An 18,355-nucleotide genomic window follows, 5' to 3' on the forward strand; every position below is an offset into this window, starting at 1 on the left:
TGCGTAAGACGAAAAGAGTCTTAACTCACCTCGCATTTATGATTGTGTTAATTGGTCTTGATCACATTTGTGGTTAGTATGAATAACTGGTCTAACAACTTATCAAAGACTGAATAATATTTGCGATTTAAGTAAGTAAATTAAATTAAAGCATTTCAACTTTACGTTAACGTAAACGGTTATTCAACTAATCCTAGATGAATAACCGTGAAAATGCATCAATGTTTTTGGAAAGATTTTGATACGAAGGCAAGTAGAATTTTACATCTATGATTTATATGAAGTTTTCATCAACCTCTAACGGTACAACGGTTAGTAATGCACGTTGCCCCAAAGCAACATTGGCATTTGGGAAGATAATAGCTTCCCCCTCAACCTCAGCGAAATACTGGTTACCTCCGTCCGTCGCTAGTAATTCACCTTTCGCAAAGCCTGTAAAATTCTCTGCAGAATCAGGGAATGGAAAAGAAAATTCGGCTTGAGTACGATTGATAGTACGATGAACGGTAAATAGCTCGAACTCATCTGCATTAAATTCTTTATATTCCACCTTTTCTTGGCTAATTAATGCTTTTAGCGTTTCCTTGGTTTTTGCAAAGCTCGCCATGTTATTTTCACCAAATGGCTTCACCTGCCCAAGTTCGATAGTGAAAGCATCAGCCCCAAACTGGTAAGAAGAAAAGTAACTAAATGTTGTCGCCGCCGAGCGCATCATTAATACGGTATTGACACCGCATGACAATAAAAACTGCAGCTGTGATTTCTTCCACGGCTCACCATGTAAAAACGGATAAACTGCAAACTTTTCGTTTTTAGACCCCCGAATAGCAGTATGAAGGTCATAGTGACAACGATAGCGCTCGTTACCAGCCTGTTCAAAAAAGCGTCTAACGTAACCCTCTAATTTTTGTGCTCGGACCTTTTCGGGATTATCTGTTTCTTGATTATGTGCACCGTTAAATAGGCGGTTTAGATTTTCATCGACAAAACGCTGCCCAATATTAATGGATTTCGGGTTGCCAAAAATAAATAACACCCGCTGTGCCAATGCCAATCTGCCAGTAATAATATGTTGGATAAGCTCGTCACATATTTCAATTGGCGCGGTTTCATTGCCGTGCACAGCGCTCGATAGCACAATATCTTTTGTTGTTTCACCTGCCGGCGTAAACTGGATCACACCAGTATCATGGACTTCCACCAAGGTACCGTTGTCTAAAGTGAAGTTCACGGGTTCAAGTGTAAATTCGTTATTTCTTGTGATAGTAAGAAAGTCACCGCTTTGTTTTAATTCTGCTAAGTACGTCATAATTCCAAATTGATGTTGTTGAATAATCCGCATTGGGATACAAAAAAGCCATACGAGGAGTATGGCTTGTAGAAGCTTTTTGTTAACTAATCACTGAGTCAACCAATGTCTTTGCCTCATGTTCAAGTTCAGCTAAATGCGCTTCACCTTTAAATGATTCAAGATAAATTTTGTAGATATCTTCAGTGCCCGATGGACGCGCCGCAAACCAACCGTTTTCGGTAACGACTTTAAGGCCACCAATAGCTGCCCCGTTACCAGGGGCATTGGTTAATACCTGAGTAATTTTATCACCTGCTAGGGTGTCCGCCTTGATATTGTCCGCGCTTAATGCCTTGAGCTTTGCTTTTTGCTCAGTATTTGCGGGCGCATCGATACGTTTGTATACAGGCGCGCCAAATGCTTGTTCAAATGCTTGGTAATGCTGAGATGGCGATTTACCTGTAACAGCTAGGATCTCAGCGGCAAGTAACCCCATGATAAAACCGTCTTTGTCTGTACACCATGTGGTGCCGTCTTTTCTTAAAAACGCTGCGCCAGCACTCTCTTCACCGCCAAACGCGAGCTCTCCAGCTGCTAACCCGCCCACAAACCATTTAAAGCCAACTGGCACTTCGTAAACTTCTCGGCCATTTGCGCCACACACTTTGTCAATCATGGCACTAGATACCAATGTTTTACCGATTTTTACTGAGCTCTTCCAGCCTCGTTGTTTAATGAGGTAGTCAATTGCAACCGCTAAAAAGTGATTAGGATTCATCAGGCCATCAGGTGTGACAATACCATGTCTGTCGAAGTCTGGGTCATTACCAATACCGATATCGTAGTCGTCTTTCAGTGCTATCAAATTAGCCATTGCATAAGGTGATGAACAGTCCATGCGCACCTTGCCGTCTTTATCAAGTGGCATAAAGGCAAAACTTGGGTCGACGACGTCATTTACAACCGTAAGCTTTAAGTCGTAGTGTTTGGCGATCACTGGCCAGAAATTAACACCTGAACCACCAAGTGGATCCACACCTATATTAACTCCGGCTCGAGCAATAGCTTCCATATCAATTATATTACCCAAGTCTTGAACGTATGGAGTGATCAGATCTTCATACTTGATAAATCCAGATCTTCTCGCTTTCGCGAACGGGAATAATTCAACTTCAACCAAATCTTCGAGTAGTAGCTGATTCGCCCTATCTTCAATCCATTTGGTGACATCGGTATCGGCCGGTCCACCATTTGGTGGGTTATATTTAAACCCGCCATCTTCTGGCGGGTTATGTGATGGCGTCACCACAATGCCATCTGCAAGCTCGTGTGGATTGTTTAAATTGTGCGAGACAATCGCATGGCTGATCACAGGGGTTGGTGTGTAGTCATCATTTTCTTGTGTGATAACTTGTACTTCGTTGGCCACCAAGACCTCAATAGCCGAGTTAAAAGCGGCTTCCGACAACGCATGAGTGTCTTTACCAAGAAAAAGCGGACCGTAAATATTGTTGTTTTTACGGTAATCGCAGATCGCTTGAGTGATGGCCAGAATATGCGACTCATTAAACTTAAAATTAAGTGAGCAACCTCGGTGGCCACTTGTGCCAAAGGCGACACAATGCTCTGGATGCGCTTCTAAGTCAGGCTCATTTAAATAGTACGATGAAACCAGCTTAGGTACATTTACCAATAATTCTTTCGATACCTTTTTGCCAGCTTGCGGATGGATCGCCATAAGATTTCCTTACTTATAGGTAGTCTCTAATTTTCTCGGCAGCTTCATCTGTGTAACCTAACACCTTAGCTACTTCATGAAGCATCATTTTCTTTCTAGTCGTATTTGAATTTGTCATCACCCAATATTCGCTGTCTGCAATATTTTTCGGGTTCATACTGCTGCCACTTTCGAGTAGTGCATTTTTACTCGTAGCGAAGTAAATTCTATCGCGGCCCTTAATTTCAAGCACACTATTAAATTCGGATTTATGTGTACGATGGAGCGCCGATAGGATAAACAAAAAGCGCCCGACTACACCTTTTTGCATGGCGAGCTCTTCTTTATTTAGAATATTAAAGACATTCGCTGCTGGCTTTACAGGTTGGTTTGGTGTTTTTGTTTGTGACTCAGCTGCAATTTCTTGTACTTGTTTTTCTTCCTGCTGTGCGACGGGTTTAGATTCGGTCCCAGGAGTAAGTTTTAATAAACGACGTAAAATCTCAGAAGCACTTTCTCCAATACTTTGTGTGTTACTTGCAATGTATTGATATAGCTCGTCATCTATTTCTATCTTTTTCATGCGTTTCCTGTCATCTATGCTAATTAGGAGCAACTCATTTCAATTGTCACTTAGTATATCCAAATTTAACTTATTACTCTATGGCTTTGCATTTTTACTCTTCAATGTCACAATTAGCGCGAAATTTGGAGGATTTATGCAGTTAAACTATCAACAAATTGGCGACCAAGCCAAACCTAGTGTATTTGTTATGCACGGACTCTTTGGCTCTTTGGAAAACGTAAATGTGGTGGCAAAAGCACTTGCCGAACATTTCAATGTAGTTAACGTCGATTTGAGAAATCACGGTCGCTCTTTTCATGATGAACAAATGTCCTATCCAATAATGGCAAATGACGTCAAAGCACTAATGGATGAGTTAAAACTGGATAAAATACACCTCGTTGGTCACTCGATGGGTGGCAAAGTGGCAATGCAATTCGCCCAATTATTTCCAGAAAGCATCAACAAACTTGTCGTATTAGATATTGCACCTGTTGATTATCACTCTAGACATGATGCAATAATTGCTGCGCTGAACGAAGTGCAAAAAAGTGATGTTTCAAGTCGTAGTGAAGCAGATACTATCATGTCGCAGTATATTGAAACCGTCGGCGTGCGTCAGTTTTTGCTCAAAAGTTTGGCAAAAAATGAAGAAGGCAAACTTGCTTGGCGTTTCAATTTAGATGTAATTACTGAAAAATACGATACAATCACATCAAATATTAATGAAACTCATTCCTGTTTGTGCAATACTTTGTTCATTAAAGGGAATAATTCTGACTACATCCAACCTGAGCATAGGGATGCCATCGCTCGTTTTTTCCCAAATGCGCGAGCAAAAATAATACAAGGTGCGGGCCATTGGTTACATGCAGAAAAGCCCGAAGCGGTAAATCGCTCAATTATTGATTTTCTTCAATAAAACGAATCGAATTTACCGTTATAAACTTAATTTATGCATTTAGGTTATGTTATAGTAGCCGCCGTTTAAGTATTGAGTAGAGCTCAGATGGTCAGTCAATTTATAAATGAATTTGAAACGCTAGGGCTGTGGTTTGCGCTAGCTGGTATATTCTTTTTCATCGGTATGGCGATTCAGGACGTACTGAAAAAAGGCGATGTGCCAAAGTTCGGACGCTATATCGTTTGGCTGGTGTTGTTTCTAGGTTGCTCTGGATTTATAGCAAAAGGCTTGATCCAGGTGTTTTGGCAAGGCGCAGGTGTTGGATAATGGCCAAGGCTGAAACAGATAGAACGACTATCGACCTATTTGAAAATGAAAAACGTCCCGGACGTCCTAAGACAAATCCACTGCCACGAGAAGTGCAGTTAAAGGTTAACAAGCGCAATCAAATAAAGAGAGATCGTGCTCGTGGCCTAAAAAGGGTAGAATTTAAGGTTTCATCAGAGTTGTATCAAGCGCTAAGTGATATGGCAGAGTCGCAAAACATTAGTCGAAGTGCACTCATCGAGACCATCTTACAAGAAAAGTTAGCGGTTAATAGATAGAAGGTAAGCAATTAATGGCAAGCGTAGGTATTTTTTTCGGCAGTGATACTGGTAATACAGAGCACGTTGCTAAAATGATTCAAAAAGAGCTGGGCAAAAAGCTCGTAGACGTAAAAGATATTGCTAAAAGCAGTAAAGAAGAGATTGCTGAGTTCGATTTACTACTATTCGGCATTCCAACTTGGTATTACGGCGAAGCACAGTGTGATTGGGATGATTTTTTCCCTGAGCTTGAAGAAGTCGATTTTGAAGGCAAGCTAGTTGCAATCTTTGGCTGTGGCGATCAGGAAGATTATGCTGAATACTTCCTCGATGCGATGGGCATGGTTAATGACATTGTTACTGAACGCGGTGCGATTGTAGTTGGTCACTGGTCTACTGACGGTTATGACTTTGAAGCATCAAAAGCTGTGGTTGAAGACGGTAAGTTTGTTGGCCTTGGGATAGACGAAGACCGCCAACCTGAGCTAACAGAGCAACGTGTTAAACAATGGTGCGCACAAGTATATGATGAAATGTGCTTAAGCGAGTTGGAAGATTAATTCCATTTGCTTTGCACTTGCTGCCCGAGCAAGTTATTCTTAGGTATAGCGTCGTGAATATTGACCTAAGACAAATTATAACTAACAGATTGAGACAGATTTAATGACTGATCACAACTTAGAGCTTAAAAAGGCTGGTTTAAAAGTAACGCTTCCACGCATCAAAATTTTAGAGATCCTTCAGTCTCCTGATAATCAACACATCAGCGCAGAAGATGTGTACAAGATCTTATTAGACAAAGGTGAAGAAATTGGCCTAGCTACGGTATATCGCGTACTAAACCAATTTGATGATGCTGGTATTGTAACACGTCACCACTTTGAAGGCGGTAAATCTGTTTTCGAGCTGTCTGGCAGCACGCACCATGATCACTTGGTATGTTTAAAATGTGGCAAAGTTGTCGAATTTGAAGATGACGTTATTGAAACACGCCAAGAAGAAATCGCGAACAGCAATGGCATCAAGCTAACAAATCACTCACTATATCTATACGGTGAGTGTGAAGATAAAGAAGCGTGCAAAAAGTACGCTGAGGAAAATGGTAACTAACCTACCTTTTCGCCAATTTAAGCATTAAGCCAGCAAATTGCTGGCTTTTTAGTTCGCTAAATTTGGTAGTGTTTAGAAATCTGTGTCATTTCAGTAATATTAAGAGAAAGGAATGACACATGACTCAATCTTTCGTCTTCAACAAAGCATTAGCCGAACTTCAATCTGGTAAAGGTTTAACTGGCGAAGATGGTGTTTTAACGCCACTCATTAAACAGTTAACCGAAGCTGCTTTAAAAGCAGAGCTAGAACAACATTTAGGCTCTGATCCGCAACCTAACCGCAAGAACGGCACAAGCAAGAAAACGATTAAATCATCCGTCGATCAATTTGAGCTTGAAACGCCAAGAGATCGTACAGACTCGTTTGAGCCTCAGTTGGTTAAGAAAAATCAAACCAAGCTAACGCCTGAAATTGACCAAAAAACCCTTTCCATGTTTGCTTTAGGCATGAGCTACCGGGATATTCGAGGCCACGCTCAGGAAATGTACGGCATTGAAATATCAGAAGCCACTATAACAGGCATAACTGACCAGCTAATACCAGAGCTTAAGGCTTGGCAATCACGAAGTCTTGATACCCTGTATCCGTTCATCTGGCTTGATGCTATTCACTATAAAATCAAAGAGAATGGCCGCTACGTTAGCAAGGCGGTTTACACCGTCCTTGGTATTAATATCGAAGGCCGTAAGGAATTACTTGGTCTGTATGTTTCAGAAAGTGAAGGCGCAAACTACTGGTTATCGGTGTTAACTGATTTACGCAATCGTGGCGTATCCGATATTTTAATTGCTTGTGTTGATGGACTTAAAGGCTTCCCTGAAGCGATTGGCACTATCTACCCTGAAACAGAGGTTCAACAGTGCGTTATCCATCAAATACGTAACTCAATGAAATACGTTGCTTCAAAACACCAAAAAGCATTCATGTTGCACTCGACGAACTCGATGCCAAATGGGGCAAGCTATATCCCATCGTTATCGAATCTTGGCGCCGTAAATAGTCGAATTTATCCGTTTACTTCAAGTATCCTGATTATGTGCGTAAGGCGATTTATACGACCAATGCAATTGAAGCAGTGCACCGTCAATTTAGGAAGTTAACCAAAACTAAGGGGGCATTCCCGAACGAAAATAGCTTGATGAAATTATTGTATGCGGGCATATTGAATGCTTCGAAGAAATGGACAATGACAATCCATAGCTGGAATCTGACATTGTCGCAATTAGCCATCCACTTCGAAGGCCGGTTAGATTGTGTGCTAGATATTTAGCAATTTAGGCTGACACAGAATTCTGAATGCCCTCCTAAATTTAGCTACTGAATTAACTCCGATATACCGTTTTCAATTTACTTCGTTGTCTTGACGAACCATAATCACTTTGCTTGAGCATATTCATACAAAGCTGGTATAGCGCACAACTCTCTACCTTGCCATCAAATCAGTCCCTTGAGTAATCTTCTTTAAATACAAAATCCTCAATTTAGTGTTAAAAAGTTGAATGCCCAAGCAATCTATACGATAGTACAATTTAAGCGACCGATTAGCGAGTATCTATAGACACATTTCCAGTGCAGTTCCACTACAATAATACCGAGAATGGCTGTTATAGCTCTTGCAGTATTCCATTCCTTTTTGGTTTCAGCTGTATAAAAAATGAGACTTTTTCCAACCCAGCACATTTTGATGTATATCACTAATAACCTACTTTCTTAAGCTGCTCCACTACATGTGTTTTCCTATCTACTATTTTATTGAGAGCCGTTCGTAGACAATACAACATCATGTGTAATGACGTACAGCCTTCAACATCATTTCACATTGTGTACAAGGTATTTACTTTTGACTAAACACTGAATTTATTTTTGTATCGTACACGATTACCATTTGTAAGGCGGGTTTTTATTGTGGACAATGTAACATTTGCCATTGAGCAAAATAACTTGTTTTTTCGCTGTTCGTTGACCCCATTTACCAATGGTTGCAAGCAATGCCTCAGAAACTACAGGCTCTCAGTTTAGACCATAATAGTACTAGTCTCACTAAGACAATAATATCTATAAGGCCATGTATTTTATTAAAATCTGCCAATGTTATTCGATTAAATTCATGGTACAAGTTAGGTCATGGTCAACTAAGGAACTACGAAAATATTAAATAAAACGACGAAAAATACCACTTACCTCTTTTTACATTTCAAATCAAAACTTAAAATATAAGCTCAACTTTTTAAAGTATAAAAACACAAAAACTTGAAAGTTATTTATAAAGTGTGTACCGTTATTTACAACCACAATTAAAAAGGAATAAAAATGAAAAAAACTATTGTATTTTTTGCATTAATAACATCACTAACATTAAATGCAAATACAAATACAGCGCTTAATTCGAGTCAAAGCAATAATGTAACAACATATTGTGAGTATATGCCTTATATCAATGGGCGCTTTTCTTTAGGTGATATACATAGGGTTGTAAAAAATGGAGACGTAGGTTGCAATGAGTATGTAACTGTTACAACTCGAGCAATAGATGTCGGAGGGCCGATTCCAGGTTATGAAGTTCAGCACCGTAGATACAAGCTTTTCCTGAAATATACAAAATAGTAAATCAATGGGTTACGTCAACAATAACGATGTAACCCAATAAAGTCTCTACATCTATCAATTATTTCAATATTATAAGCTATTTTATAGAGCGCTCTACAGGGCCATTTTTCCATCTATCAACAAATCTGTCATTTAACTATTGGAATAACTCAATGTAAGACTCAGCTGTTAGAATTACCCGCATCTGTTTTGATTTGTTGCATAAACACCACCTTCCATTTATATGGTCACTATATCGTAGAGTACAATTCCAGCTGATCTTTGTATGCTTTTTTAAAAGCAGCTCTAGAAACGCAAGTCTCTAGATACTTTCGGCAATAGCTATATTGTTTTAGCCCATCAAACCTATCGACCAAACGAAGTACATCAGCCATCGCGATGTCTGCAACAGAAAATTGCTCAGCCAACCAAGTTTTTCCCCGAAGATATTCATTCAAGTGTTTCAAGCGACTATGTAAAAATCGCTCTATCGCTTTGCTGCCATCACTCTCAAAAGTATCTCCAGAAAATTTCAAAATTGTCCATGGAAGAGTTGCCATTTCTACAGAGTTGAGCGCGGCAAATAACCACTGTATTACCGATGATCTATTTTCTGTGGATATTAATTCATCGCTATGTTCAGCGATGTATAACAGACCAGCACCACTTTCGAATATTTCCTTATCTTCATGGCTAAGCCAAGGAACTTGGCCAAATGGTTGATGTAAATAATGCGTATTTTCTCGTTCATTGAAAGCGCTAAGTTCTATATCATAGGGTATGCCCGCCTCTTCTAGCGCCCAGCGCAAGCGAATGTCCCTGACATACCCTCTTGGCAGCTCAGGCACCCAATCAAACGTGGTAATGGTAAAGTTCGGCATATATCAGCTCCATGTCAATTGGACTGATAACTCAGCCCAATTTAATAACTAAGGTTAACACTCTACTATGGTCTTAAAGCCACCATAGATAAGCCTTTTGCCATCAAACGGCATTGGATTAGCTTCTTGATCGCAAATAGGATCTTTAAATACTTCTGCCATTCCAGCATCACGGACTTCTTTTGAAGGCCAAGTGATCCAGGAAAACACCACTGTTTCATCGGGCTTACACTTTACAGCCAGTGGAAAAGAGGTAAGCGTTCCATCAGGAACATCATCCCCCCATGCCTCGACAACGCGTTCTGCCCCAAATTTTTTAAACACTTTTGCCGCTTTACTGGCGTGCGTTTGATATTCTTCGCGCTTATTGGTGGGTACGACGCATACAAAACCATCAATATAACTCATCTTTGACCCCTCTATTATTCTCGTCTTTGTGCTTCATAGCTGACATTGTTCTCGTCTTGCAACTCGCGAACAGGCCGAATTTCGATGCTGCCATAGCGTGCAGGCGGAATTTTGCTAGCCGCTTGGATGGCCTCATTTAAGTCTTTAACATCTAGTAAATAAAATCCCGCAAGCTGCTCCTTAGTTTCTGCAAATGGGCCATCGGTAATATCAACTTTACCCGCTCGTATCCGTAGTGTTGTCGCACTTTGGGTTGAGAGTAACGCATTACCCCCTATCATTTGCTCGCGCTCTTTTAATGATTCCCCACACGCGATGCATTCACGGTTAAGTGCGTCCCATTCATCTTGTGAGAGCTTTTCCATTGCTTGTTCATCGTAATAAACCAAAGCGACATATTTCATAGTGTGTCCAGCTCCTTATTAATTAGTATCTGAATAGCAAGCGTCTTTTGCTGCTCGCTTTCACTTAGCTATTCCGTGCTCAAAGTTAATTAGTATTACTAGGTAACATCACCATCCACGCAACACCGAATTTATCAACGACTTGACCATAAAGGGGAGACCAAAATGTTTCTTGTAATGGCATTCTGACCGTGCCACCATCAGCTAGAGCATTGAATGCCCGGTGAGCTTCTTGTTCAGAATCAATGGTTATAGACAGGCTAAATCCTGCAAACGAAGCATCATCACCACAGCCGTCAGATGCAAAAATCTTCATATCGCCAATACTAAACTCACAGTGCATTACTTTATCTGAAAAGTTTTCTGGTATCGCACCATCAGGGATAGGATCTGGACTTTCGTTAAAGCGCATAAGCAGACCGACTTTGGCATATAGATGCTGTTGATAGTATTCAAGTGCCTCTTCGGTACGCCCTGCAAAAAACAAATAATTGCAAACATGTGCAGTTTGCATCGCAATCTTTTGTCTTAATTGTTCTTCGTCTTCGAGGATTTCGCCGCTGGGATCGATATCTGCAAAGTCAGCCATTTCATAAAACGGTCTAACTTCAATATCAGATTCCTCATTCATAGGATTAGGACAGCGCTTAACCCATTCTAGCGCCTCTTCCATTGATGTTACTTCCCATACCCAATAACCTGCAATTAACTCATTAGTCTCTGCAAAAGGTCCTTTAGTTACTATGCGCTCTTCGCCTTTAAAACGAACGCGAACTCCCTCTTTACTCGGCTTTAAACCATCACCAGAAGTCATTATTCCAGCATCAACTAATGCATTATTGAATTCTCCCATCGCAGCCATTAATTCCGCGGTTGGTAACTCCCCTGCTTCAGACCCTTCACTCGCTTTTACAATCACCATTACTTTCATCGTCAATTCTCCTGTTGTTAAATAGAGCTGGATAACCAAAGGTTACCTGCGGTGTTAATATATAAAGTGCTCTATACAATCTAGTCGAATGCATTCTCAAGAGATCGACAAAGTAAGGAAAATTTTCTTAATTAATTTTCACCGAGCTTGAGAAGCTTTTGTTTGAGAACTCTTTGCTCTGGTAATTGCGTTGTTAAGTTGAGAGCCGTTTTAAATGCATTAATCGCACTAGCCGTTCTGCCAGCACGAGATAATAGTTCGCCATAAGCCGCATGAGCCAAGTGATACCTTTGCATTTCTTTGTGCTCAAATAGCCGCTCTATAATGGCAATACCCGCATCAGGGCCGTCTTTCATAGCGATTGCGACCGCTTGGTTGAGCTCAATAACAGGAGACGGGCTTACTTGGTGTAGCTGAGCATATAATTCAACAATCCGTGACCAATCTGTCGCCGCTGCAGTTGTCGCAACTGCATGAGTCGCAGAGATAGCCGCTTGAATGGTGTAAAAGCCATATTCACCGGCGCGCATTATTTCAGCGACCAACTGCGTACCTTCTGCAATCATACCTTTACTCCAAAGGTTTCGGTCTTGATCTTCCAGTAAAATAATGTCGCCACAGGCATTGGTGCGCGCCGCCTTTCTTGCATCATTCAGGAGCATCAGGGCGAGTAACCCCGCCACTTCAGGATCTGGCGTTAGAGAATAAAGTAAACGAGTTAAACGGATGGCCTCCGAAGTCAGCTCACTGCGTATTGCAAGTTCGCCTTGTGTTGCTGAATATCCTTCATTAAAGACCAAATAGATAACTGTCAGCACCGCATCAAGTCGGTTGTTAAAGTCAGTGTCGTCTGGCAGCTCGAACGGAATACGGGCATCACGGATCTTCGCTTTGCCGCGCACAATTCGTTGTGCCATTGTTGTGTTAGACACCAAAAATGCACTGGCAATTTCTTCTGTTGTTAGTCCACAGACCTCCCGCAGAGTAAGCGCAACTTGTACTTTTGGATCAATAGCCGGATGGCAGCAAGTAAAAATTAACCGCAATTGGTCGTCTTCAATTGCATTGGCATTTTGCTCTTGAGCTTGGCCTGCGATGTCAGAAACCCCATCCAAGTCAGTAGCAGCAACTTCTAGCTTTTCTCTTTGACGTTGCTGTTTACGTATTGCATCAATGGCTTTAAAGCGACCAGTAGAAATTAACCAAGGGACTGGGTTTTCTGGCATGCCTTGAGTAGGCCAATGTTTTAACGCAACATTAAACGCGTCTTGCAATGCTTCTTCCGCTAACTCAAAGTCACCTAGAAGGCGGATCAGTGTGGCGTAAATTTTCCGGCTTTCTTGCTTGTACAGCACTTCTATAGACTTACGAATAGCATTGCTATCGCAAGCAAGTTGATTGCTCATCACTTTCCTTCGTCAGCTAGGTTATCGCCATTTGAATTGGTATAGTCACTATTTCATAAATCAGCAAGAGCCTCAACTTGACACCATCAACTCTGAAAGACTCAGCAGATTGGTTTTAGCCTGGGCAGATCCACCTTCTTTTTCCTATACTCTGCGCGCGATGCAATTAAAGCAACCGGGGCTTGCATTGTGAATATGCACATATTCGATTTTATGGTCGTCAAATATGGTATGGAGGCAGTCTTTAATTTCCATTCCTTTTACTATTTGCGCCTCAATCATTACACCCAAGCTGTCGTAGGCCCGGATGGACAGTGATCTAGTTTGCAAGATTTCTGGCACTTCATTTACTTTAGGCTCTGCCAGTACTGCATTTTCCCTCACAAAGATAGGCCCAGAAGAGCGATATGGCGATAAAGTAGTATGGTGCTGATAATGTAATAACAACACCACCTCCCCAATCTCGGCTTCTTGTAGGGAAACGCGACAAGGGTAGCCGGGTTTAGCGTCAACGACGAGCTTCTTGGCATGTAATGCCGCTAGCTCTTCATCACTTAAAGAAAATAAATGCTTAAATTGTTTGTAGTCAATCGCGTTAATTTGAAATTGTGTTGTCATGTTTACCACTCCTGCTTTCACTATAATTAGTGTAAAGAACTAGTAGTTAATGACTGGCCAGAAGTGGTACTAACACCTAAGTGTTAACAACAAATGTTTTGGGGTTTTTGGGAAAGAAAAAGTCAGGCTGACGGTCGCATAAAGCAAACTCACGTGTATTTTTATAGGGCAGCTTCATAAACCCTGCTACGCCATAATCTTGAATACTAACCGCGTATTGCATGATCCGAGTCAGTAGCGCCTTAAATTGCGTTTCTTTATTAGCATCCAGTAGCCGGTAGTAATAATGGATTTTCATCCTATCTTGCAATGATTCAAAAATGATGCAACCTGTATGATGGATCTGATTTAACTCGAACACGCATTGAATTATCTGTCTGGGCAGCTGCAGTTGCTCGTCTGGATCTTTGCCGTCTTCAAAGTATGAATGCGGGCGTGTAATTTCATTGCTCGAAATATCGCTAACGCTAAACTCGAGTTCTGGCAGATGGTCAAATTGGAACGCACCGGTGCCGTCACGAGTCAATTGAATGGTTTGTCGCGCGTCGAACAAACAGCATTTAAACAAGCCTTTTTGTTTGATCCCCTGCGCAATCATTACGGTGGCATTCAACGCGTCTTTAAATGCAAGGCTTAATGTTTCATCATGTAAAATAAGACTCGACTCAACAAATACTTGCGTGTCTTTCCAGTGAAAACTGAGACCACCAACGACCGGGTATTTTGCCAGTCTGCTGATTGAGGCCAAAAAGGCTTTCTCGGTATCGCCGGTATCAAACAAAAACTCTTTATAGTATCTATCTAATTGCGCGTCGTTTACGTCTCTTAGATTGTGTTTATCGTCAGCACGACGCAAAAACTGCTTGCGTGAGCTGTAGACGACTGTTTCAGGCTTAACTGTGGTTTCGTAAGTCCAAAAAGGAATGCGGGATTTTTTCTCTGACAGCGTTAAATCCGGTAAATACATTTTTGCCATTGCTGGCATATTACGAACAAAGTAATCCCCTGCATTATCCCTCGTTGCTTTGTCTTTGCTAAGCATGCCATCCAGCACCTGCGCAAATACTTTTGGCAGCCCCAAAGCGCTAGCAGGAATGACCTGAGCACCAAAGCGACATGATTGTGCACTAGCCAGTGCATAAATCGTCGATGCAACGCCTTGTTCATCGAAGCGAGGAGAAGATTGTGCACCCGACATTTGCTCATCGCCAATAAAGTACACATCTCCCATCCGAGCGTTAGTCGTACTTACATCAGATGACATCAAATCCATGATATTGCTCGCGATAGGCTCGCCATACACGTCCACCTGAGCATAGACAGAGCTTCCCCAATCAACCAAAGAGAAACCATCGGAAGCTTCATCCCAAACGATATTGGATGGCTTAATATCTCCATGAACGATAGGCTGAGGAGACATGCCATTGCGACGCTCACGCAAATCAACCAACACATTCCTGAGTTTTAGCGCGAGGCTCACCAACTCATGCGCTTTAAAACGGCCCTTTTTGAGTGAAATCTTTTCTAAGTCTTCACCAGGGGCACGCTCCATCATTAAAATGCCTTGCTTTTTTACTCGCTCGAAGGCATAGAAGTTTGGCACCATCGGGTTGTCAATTTGCGACAACATATAGCCTTCATCTTCAAGCCTATCACGCACACTTTGGGCAAGCGTGATCCGAGAAAATTTAAACACCCAGTCTTTCCCCATATCACTTGTACCAGCAAATACGAAGCCAAATGCACCGGAGCCAATTACCTCAACATGTTTATAGCCAAGTTGGCTCAATTGTTTTTTACAGATATTCAGCCATTGACGGTGCTTTTTTGCATCATGATGAGACAGTAAGTAGATGGACTGCTGTTCGTTGATATAGAAGTGTTGGATGGATTTTTCAGACATAATTGTACGCAGAAAAAGCAATAAAAAAGGTCGGCATTAGCCGACCTCATTGGGTATTAACCTTGCTGTTCTATCTTAGCCCACGAATCACGTAGACCAACAGTTTGGTTAAACATTAGCGCTTCTGACTTGTTATCACGACAGAAGTAACCTAAACGCTCAAACTGATAACCTTGTTCAGGTTTAGCGTTTGCAAGCGCTGGCTCAAGTTTGGCATTTGCAATGGTTACCAAAGAGTCTGGGTTTAACACTTCCGTGAAATCTTCAGCAGCCGCTGGGTTTGGCACAGTAAATAGGCGGTCATACTGACGCACTGGCGCTTCAATACAATGTGAAGCAGATACCCAGTGAATTACGCCTTTCACCTTGCGACCATCTTCTGGGTTTTTACCCAAAGTATCAGGGTCGTAGCTACAGTAGATTGTCGTAATATTACCGTTTTCGTCTTCTTCAATGCGCTCAGCTTTAATCACATAAGCATTACGAAGACGCACTTCTTTACCTAGCACCAAACGTTTGAATTTTTTGTTCGCTTCTACGCGGAAATCTTCTTGTTCAATGTAGACTTCGCGGGTAAACGGTAGCTCACGCTCACCCATGTCTAATGTTGGGTGATTAGGCGCTTGTAGCATTTCAACTTTATCTGCATCAAAGTTTTCAATGATTAGCTTAACAGGGTCAAGTACCGCCATTGCGCGTGGTGCATTTTCGTTTAAGTCGTCACGGATACACGCTTCTAGCATGCCCATTTCAACCATGTTGTCCATTTTGGTTACGCCAATGCGCTTACAAAATTCGCGAATTGCAGCTGGTGTATAACCACGACGACGAAGCCCTGCAATTGTCGGCATGCGCGGGTCATCCCATCCTTCAACATGGTTATTAACAACCAAGTCATTGAGCTTACGCTTCGACATCACCGTGTATTCAAGGTTTAAACGAGAAAACTCGATTTGCTGCGGATGACACTCGATGCTGATGTTATCTAGCACCCAGTCGTACAAACGGCGGTTATCTTGGAACTCTAATGTACAAAGTGAATGCGTGATCCCTTCAAGCGCATCGGAAATACAGTGCGTAAAGTCATACATCGGATAGATGCACCACTTATCACCGGTTTGATGATGGTGTGCAAAACGTACACGATAGATGATAGGGTCGCGAAGCACCATAAATGAGCTTGCCATGTCAATCTTAGCACGAAGAACACATTCCCCTTCTTTAAACTCGCCATTTCTCATTTTTTCGAATAAGGCTAAGTTCTCTTCAGGTGAAGTGTCACGATAAGGGCTATTTTTGCCAGGCTCAGTCAGCGTGCCGCGATATTCACGCGCCTGCTCAGGCGACAAGAAGCAAACGTACGCTTTGCCATTTTCGATTAGCTCAACTGCGTAGCTATAGAGCTTGTCAAAGTAATTTGATGAATAGCAAATTTCGCCATCCCATTCGAACCCTAGCCACTGTACGTCTTGTTGGATCGACTTAACGTAATTGATGTCTTCTTTTTCTGGGTTGGTATCGTCAAAGCGTAAGTTGCACTTACCTTGATAATCTTGGGCAATACCAAAATTTAAGCAAATTGATTTAGCATGGCCAATGTGTAAAAAGCCATTTGGCTCAGGTGGAAAACGTGTGTGCGTGGACGCATGTTTGCCACTGGCAAGATCCGCATCAATAATGTTGCGAATAAAGTTTGATGGGCGATTTTCAGTTTCCGCCATAGGAAATCTTTCCTCTGAATTATGCTCTTAGTTAACCTCGGCATTATTACAAAAACTCAGCCGAACTTACAGCAATTATCTGCGCTGTATCAGGATTTATTCATTTGGTTAAATGTTCATCAGATTTTTGTGACAAATTTTGTTCTAGCGCAATATTTCCGTCACAACTTCATCCTATAGTTGCGCCATCTCAGTGTTTATACCACAAACACTGCTTAAGTCACGTTACCGAGGAAAGGACAAAAGTAATGGCTTCAATGAATTTGAATCGTGTTTATATATCAACTAAGGCTAGGAACAATCACTATATTCTTGCTGAGTTTAAACCGGATGATGCATTCTATGCATGTTTTGACTCCAGCAGCGCGTGTTACGAGCGTTTGTCTCGCCAGCTATTCGCACTGTGTGACGAATATGAGCTGCATAATGTACATGTAATTGCGAACGATAAATTGCCGGTGGTGCGTTACCATGACGAAGCCTATACTATGCAAACAGAAAAGCAGATTTTGTTTTTCTATAATCCTAAGTTCCACGAAGCGCACCAAACTTATCTCAATGACGGATACCAAGCGCGTAAAATCCGCTTATTATTTTTAGCCACGGGTAATGAATTACGCGCCAATGCAGCGACCTTCCACAACAAAGTGAAAAAGGTGCTAGATGCACTTAAAGAAGGCTTTTCTCCGCTAGAACCTCAGTTTAGAGTGCGAGACCACCAACATTTAACCTATGACCTATTTGCTAAAGCGAAAGGTGACAAAGAGTCGTATGGTTATAAGTTGCGTGCACTTTACCCACGTTATCAAGCCAGAAACTGCACGTTACCAGAAGAATATAGTGAAATGACCTACGCGACCTTTAACATTCCAGTGTCACGTGCAATAAAAACAGAGTTCCAAAGCCAAATGCGCCCTAGTGATTACGGACAATTCTATCGCACACTAGAAGACGCATTTCTGTCTTCTTGTGCCGATAAACAGCTCAATATGGTAGCAATGGTAGCCGATGGCCGTCTGCCTATCATCAGAAGCGCCAAACTCGATAAGTCCGATACTAACCGAGAGCTACAAAAGCTGAGTTTTGATACCGGCTCCGGTGACAATCAAATTTACTCGCTATTTAACGAAGCAAACCTAGTGGACACCATTCGCTTTGTGATCGTTGCCAATGACAAAGACAAAAAGGACATGGGCTATGGTCGTTTTATGAATCACGTAGAAACGGCTATTAAACGCTTTGTTGCGCAACTTCCTGTTAATGTTGAAAAGCAAGATGTCAACGTACGCTTCTTCCAGCATATTAGTTACGACTATTAAT

Annotated in this window: 18 protein-coding genes and 1 pseudogene; 8 read left to right on the forward strand and 11 right to left on the reverse strand. The window is 41.7% G+C overall.

Annotation, left to right across the window (positions count from 1 at the left end; all coding sequences use genetic code 11):
- Positions 1-274 precede the first annotated feature (274 nt).
- The 3 genes from astE to seqA form a co-directional block, all read right to left on the reverse strand.
- Positions 275-1,309, reverse strand: coding sequence for a succinylglutamate desuccinylase (gene astE / locus EXT48_RS07835; protein WP_130164107.1), 1,035 nt, complete (start codon positions 1,307-1,309; stop codon positions 275-277).
- Positions 1,310-1,391: 82 nt separating this feature from the next.
- Positions 1,392-3,029, reverse strand: coding sequence for a phosphoglucomutase (alpha-D-glucose-1,6-bisphosphate-dependent) (pgm, locus tag EXT48_RS07840; protein ID WP_130164108.1), 1,638 nt, complete (start codon positions 3,027-3,029; stop codon positions 1,392-1,394).
- Between the two features lie 13 nt (positions 3,030-3,042).
- Entirely contained in the window at positions 3,043-3,591 is a 549-nt protein-coding gene (seqA, locus tag EXT48_RS07845; protein WP_045988517.1) for a replication initiation negative regulator SeqA, read from the reverse strand.
- Between the two features lie 136 nt (positions 3,592-3,727).
- On the opposite strand from seqA, the gene EXT48_RS07850 reads away from it, so the two are divergent.
- From EXT48_RS07850 to EXT48_RS07880, 7 genes and pseudogenes are all read left to right on the forward strand, one after another.
- Positions 3,728-4,495 carry an alpha/beta fold hydrolase gene (locus EXT48_RS07850; RefSeq protein ID WP_130164109.1) on the forward strand — a complete coding sequence of 256 codons (768 nt, stop codon included), beginning with the start codon at positions 3,728-3,730 and terminating at the stop codon, positions 4,493-4,495.
- Positions 4,496-4,582: 87 nt separating this feature from the next.
- Positions 4,583-4,804, forward strand: a complete 222-nt coding sequence (locus EXT48_RS07855; protein ID WP_010372701.1) for a DUF2788 domain-containing protein — start codon at positions 4,583-4,585, stop codon at positions 4,802-4,804.
- Positions 4,804-5,082, forward strand: a complete 279-nt coding sequence (ybfE, locus tag EXT48_RS07860; protein ID WP_010372698.1) for a LexA regulated protein — start codon at positions 4,804-4,806, stop codon at positions 5,080-5,082. Before EXT48_RS07855 ends, ybfE begins: the two co-directional genes overlap by 1 nt.
- A gap of 14 nt (positions 5,083-5,096) precedes the next feature.
- On the forward strand, positions 5,097-5,624 hold the full coding sequence (gene fldA / locus EXT48_RS07865) for a flavodoxin FldA (RefSeq protein ID WP_010604714.1): 528 nt from the start codon (positions 5,097-5,099) through the stop codon (positions 5,622-5,624).
- A gap of 103 nt (positions 5,625-5,727) precedes the next feature.
- A complete protein-coding gene (gene fur / locus EXT48_RS07870; RefSeq protein ID WP_010372691.1) occupies positions 5,728-6,174 on the forward strand; it encodes a ferric iron uptake transcriptional regulator in 447 nt (148 codons plus the stop codon).
- A 119-nt stretch (positions 6,175-6,293) separates the two neighbouring features.
- A pseudogene (locus EXT48_RS07875) lies at positions 6,294-7,447 on the forward strand (IS256 family transposase).
- Positions 7,448-8,487: 1,040 nt separating this feature from the next.
- The gene (locus tag EXT48_RS07880; RefSeq protein ID WP_045963822.1) at positions 8,488-8,781 is read left to right on the forward strand and encodes a hypothetical protein; all 294 of its coding nucleotides are present in this window, start codon (positions 8,488-8,490) and stop codon (positions 8,779-8,781) included.
- Positions 8,782-9,014: 233 nt separating this feature from the next.
- Here the strand turns inward: EXT48_RS07880 and EXT48_RS07885 are convergent, their stop codons facing one another.
- From EXT48_RS07885 to glnS, 8 genes are all read right to left on the reverse strand, one after another.
- Complete coding sequence (locus EXT48_RS07885) at positions 9,015-9,644, reverse strand: glutathione S-transferase family protein (RefSeq protein WP_130164110.1); 630 nt, start codon at positions 9,642-9,644, stop codon at positions 9,015-9,017.
- A gap of 54 nt (positions 9,645-9,698) precedes the next feature.
- Positions 9,699-10,052 carry a DUF1428 domain-containing protein gene (locus tag EXT48_RS07890; protein WP_130164111.1) on the reverse strand — a complete coding sequence of 118 codons (354 nt, stop codon included), beginning with the start codon at positions 10,050-10,052 and terminating at the stop codon, positions 9,699-9,701.
- 14 nt (positions 10,053-10,066) lie between these two features.
- Positions 10,067-10,456 (reverse strand): YciI family protein, encoded by a 390-nt coding sequence (locus EXT48_RS07895; protein WP_045988513.1) that lies wholly within the window; start codon positions 10,454-10,456, stop codon positions 10,067-10,069.
- An 85-nt stretch (positions 10,457-10,541) separates the two neighbouring features.
- Complete coding sequence (locus EXT48_RS07900) at positions 10,542-11,387, reverse strand: YciI family protein (protein WP_045990053.1); 846 nt, start codon at positions 11,385-11,387, stop codon at positions 10,542-10,544.
- Positions 11,388-11,518: 131 nt separating this feature from the next.
- The gene (locus EXT48_RS07905; protein WP_130164112.1) at positions 11,519-12,793 is read right to left on the reverse strand and encodes an RNA polymerase sigma factor; all 1,275 of its coding nucleotides are present in this window, start codon (positions 12,791-12,793) and stop codon (positions 11,519-11,521) included.
- Between the two features lie 144 nt (positions 12,794-12,937).
- Positions 12,938-13,411 carry a DUF1203 domain-containing protein gene (locus EXT48_RS07910; RefSeq protein ID WP_130164113.1) on the reverse strand — a complete coding sequence of 158 codons (474 nt, stop codon included), beginning with the start codon at positions 13,409-13,411 and terminating at the stop codon, positions 12,938-12,940.
- A gap of 76 nt (positions 13,412-13,487) precedes the next feature.
- Positions 13,488-15,314: a protein kinase gene (locus EXT48_RS07915; protein WP_130164114.1), complete on the reverse strand. Its 1,827-nt coding sequence runs from the start codon at positions 15,312-15,314 to the stop codon at positions 13,488-13,490.
- Between the two features lie 56 nt (positions 15,315-15,370).
- Positions 15,371-17,035 carry a glutamine--tRNA ligase gene (gene glnS / locus EXT48_RS07920; protein WP_130164115.1) on the reverse strand — a complete coding sequence of 555 codons (1,665 nt, stop codon included), beginning with the start codon at positions 17,033-17,035 and terminating at the stop codon, positions 15,371-15,373.
- Between the two features lie 248 nt (positions 17,036-17,283).
- Between glnS and EXT48_RS07925 the strand changes: the two genes are divergently transcribed.
- Positions 17,284-18,354 (forward strand): DUF3083 family protein, encoded by a 1,071-nt coding sequence (locus tag EXT48_RS07925; RefSeq protein WP_045990056.1) that lies wholly within the window; start codon positions 17,284-17,286, stop codon positions 18,352-18,354.
- Position 18,355: the final 1 nt, after the last annotated feature.

The sequence above is a fragment of the Pseudoalteromonas sp. CO348 genome, from assembly GCF_004208845.1.
Taxonomy (GTDB): domain Bacteria; phylum Pseudomonadota; class Gammaproteobacteria; order Enterobacterales; family Alteromonadaceae; genus Pseudoalteromonas; species Pseudoalteromonas maricaloris.

Excerpts from the sequence above, each read along its gene's own strand:
- astE (WP_130164107.1), bottom strand. The coding sequence starts at position 1,309 with ATGACGTACTTAGCAGAATTAAAACAAAGCGGTGACTTTCTTACTATC.
- pgm (WP_130164108.1), bottom strand. The coding sequence starts at position 3,029 with ATGGCGATCCATCCGCAAGCTGGCAAAAAGGTATCGAAAGAATTATTG.
- seqA (WP_045988517.1), bottom strand. The coding sequence starts at position 3,591 with ATGAAAAAGATAGAAATAGATGACGAGCTATATCAATACATTGCAAGT.
- EXT48_RS07850 (WP_130164109.1), top strand. The coding sequence starts at position 3,728 with ATGCAGTTAAACTATCAACAAATTGGCGACCAAGCCAAACCTAGTGTA.
- EXT48_RS07855 (WP_010372701.1), top strand. The coding sequence starts at position 4,583 with ATGGTCAGTCAATTTATAAATGAATTTGAAACGCTAGGGCTGTGGTTT.
- ybfE (WP_010372698.1), top strand. The coding sequence starts at position 4,804 with ATGGCCAAGGCTGAAACAGATAGAACGACTATCGACCTATTTGAAAAT.
- fldA (WP_010604714.1), top strand. The coding sequence starts at position 5,097 with ATGGCAAGCGTAGGTATTTTTTTCGGCAGTGATACTGGTAATACAGAG.
- fur (WP_010372691.1), top strand. The coding sequence starts at position 5,728 with ATGACTGATCACAACTTAGAGCTTAAAAAGGCTGGTTTAAAAGTAACG.
- EXT48_RS07880 (WP_045963822.1), top strand. The coding sequence starts at position 8,488 with ATGAAAAAAACTATTGTATTTTTTGCATTAATAACATCACTAACATTA.
- EXT48_RS07885 (WP_130164110.1), bottom strand. The coding sequence starts at position 9,644 with ATGCCGAACTTTACCATTACCACGTTTGATTGGGTGCCTGAGCTGCCA.
- EXT48_RS07890 (WP_130164111.1), bottom strand. The coding sequence starts at position 10,052 with ATGAGTTATATTGATGGTTTTGTATGCGTCGTACCCACCAATAAGCGC.
- EXT48_RS07895 (WP_045988513.1), bottom strand. The coding sequence starts at position 10,456 with ATGAAATATGTCGCTTTGGTTTATTACGATGAACAAGCAATGGAAAAG.
- EXT48_RS07900 (WP_045990053.1), bottom strand. The coding sequence starts at position 11,387 with ATGAAAGTAATGGTGATTGTAAAAGCGAGTGAAGGGTCTGAAGCAGGG.
- EXT48_RS07905 (WP_130164112.1), bottom strand. The coding sequence starts at position 12,793 with ATGAGCAATCAACTTGCTTGCGATAGCAATGCTATTCGTAAGTCTATA.
- EXT48_RS07910 (WP_130164113.1), bottom strand. The coding sequence starts at position 13,411 with ATGACAACACAATTTCAAATTAACGCGATTGACTACAAACAATTTAAG.
- EXT48_RS07915 (WP_130164114.1), bottom strand. The coding sequence starts at position 15,314 with ATGTCTGAAAAATCCATCCAACACTTCTATATCAACGAACAGCAGTCC.
- glnS (WP_130164115.1), bottom strand. The coding sequence starts at position 17,035 with ATGGCGGAAACTGAAAATCGCCCATCAAACTTTATTCGCAACATTATT.
- EXT48_RS07925 (WP_045990056.1), top strand. The coding sequence starts at position 17,284 with ATGGCTTCAATGAATTTGAATCGTGTTTATATATCAACTAAGGCTAGG.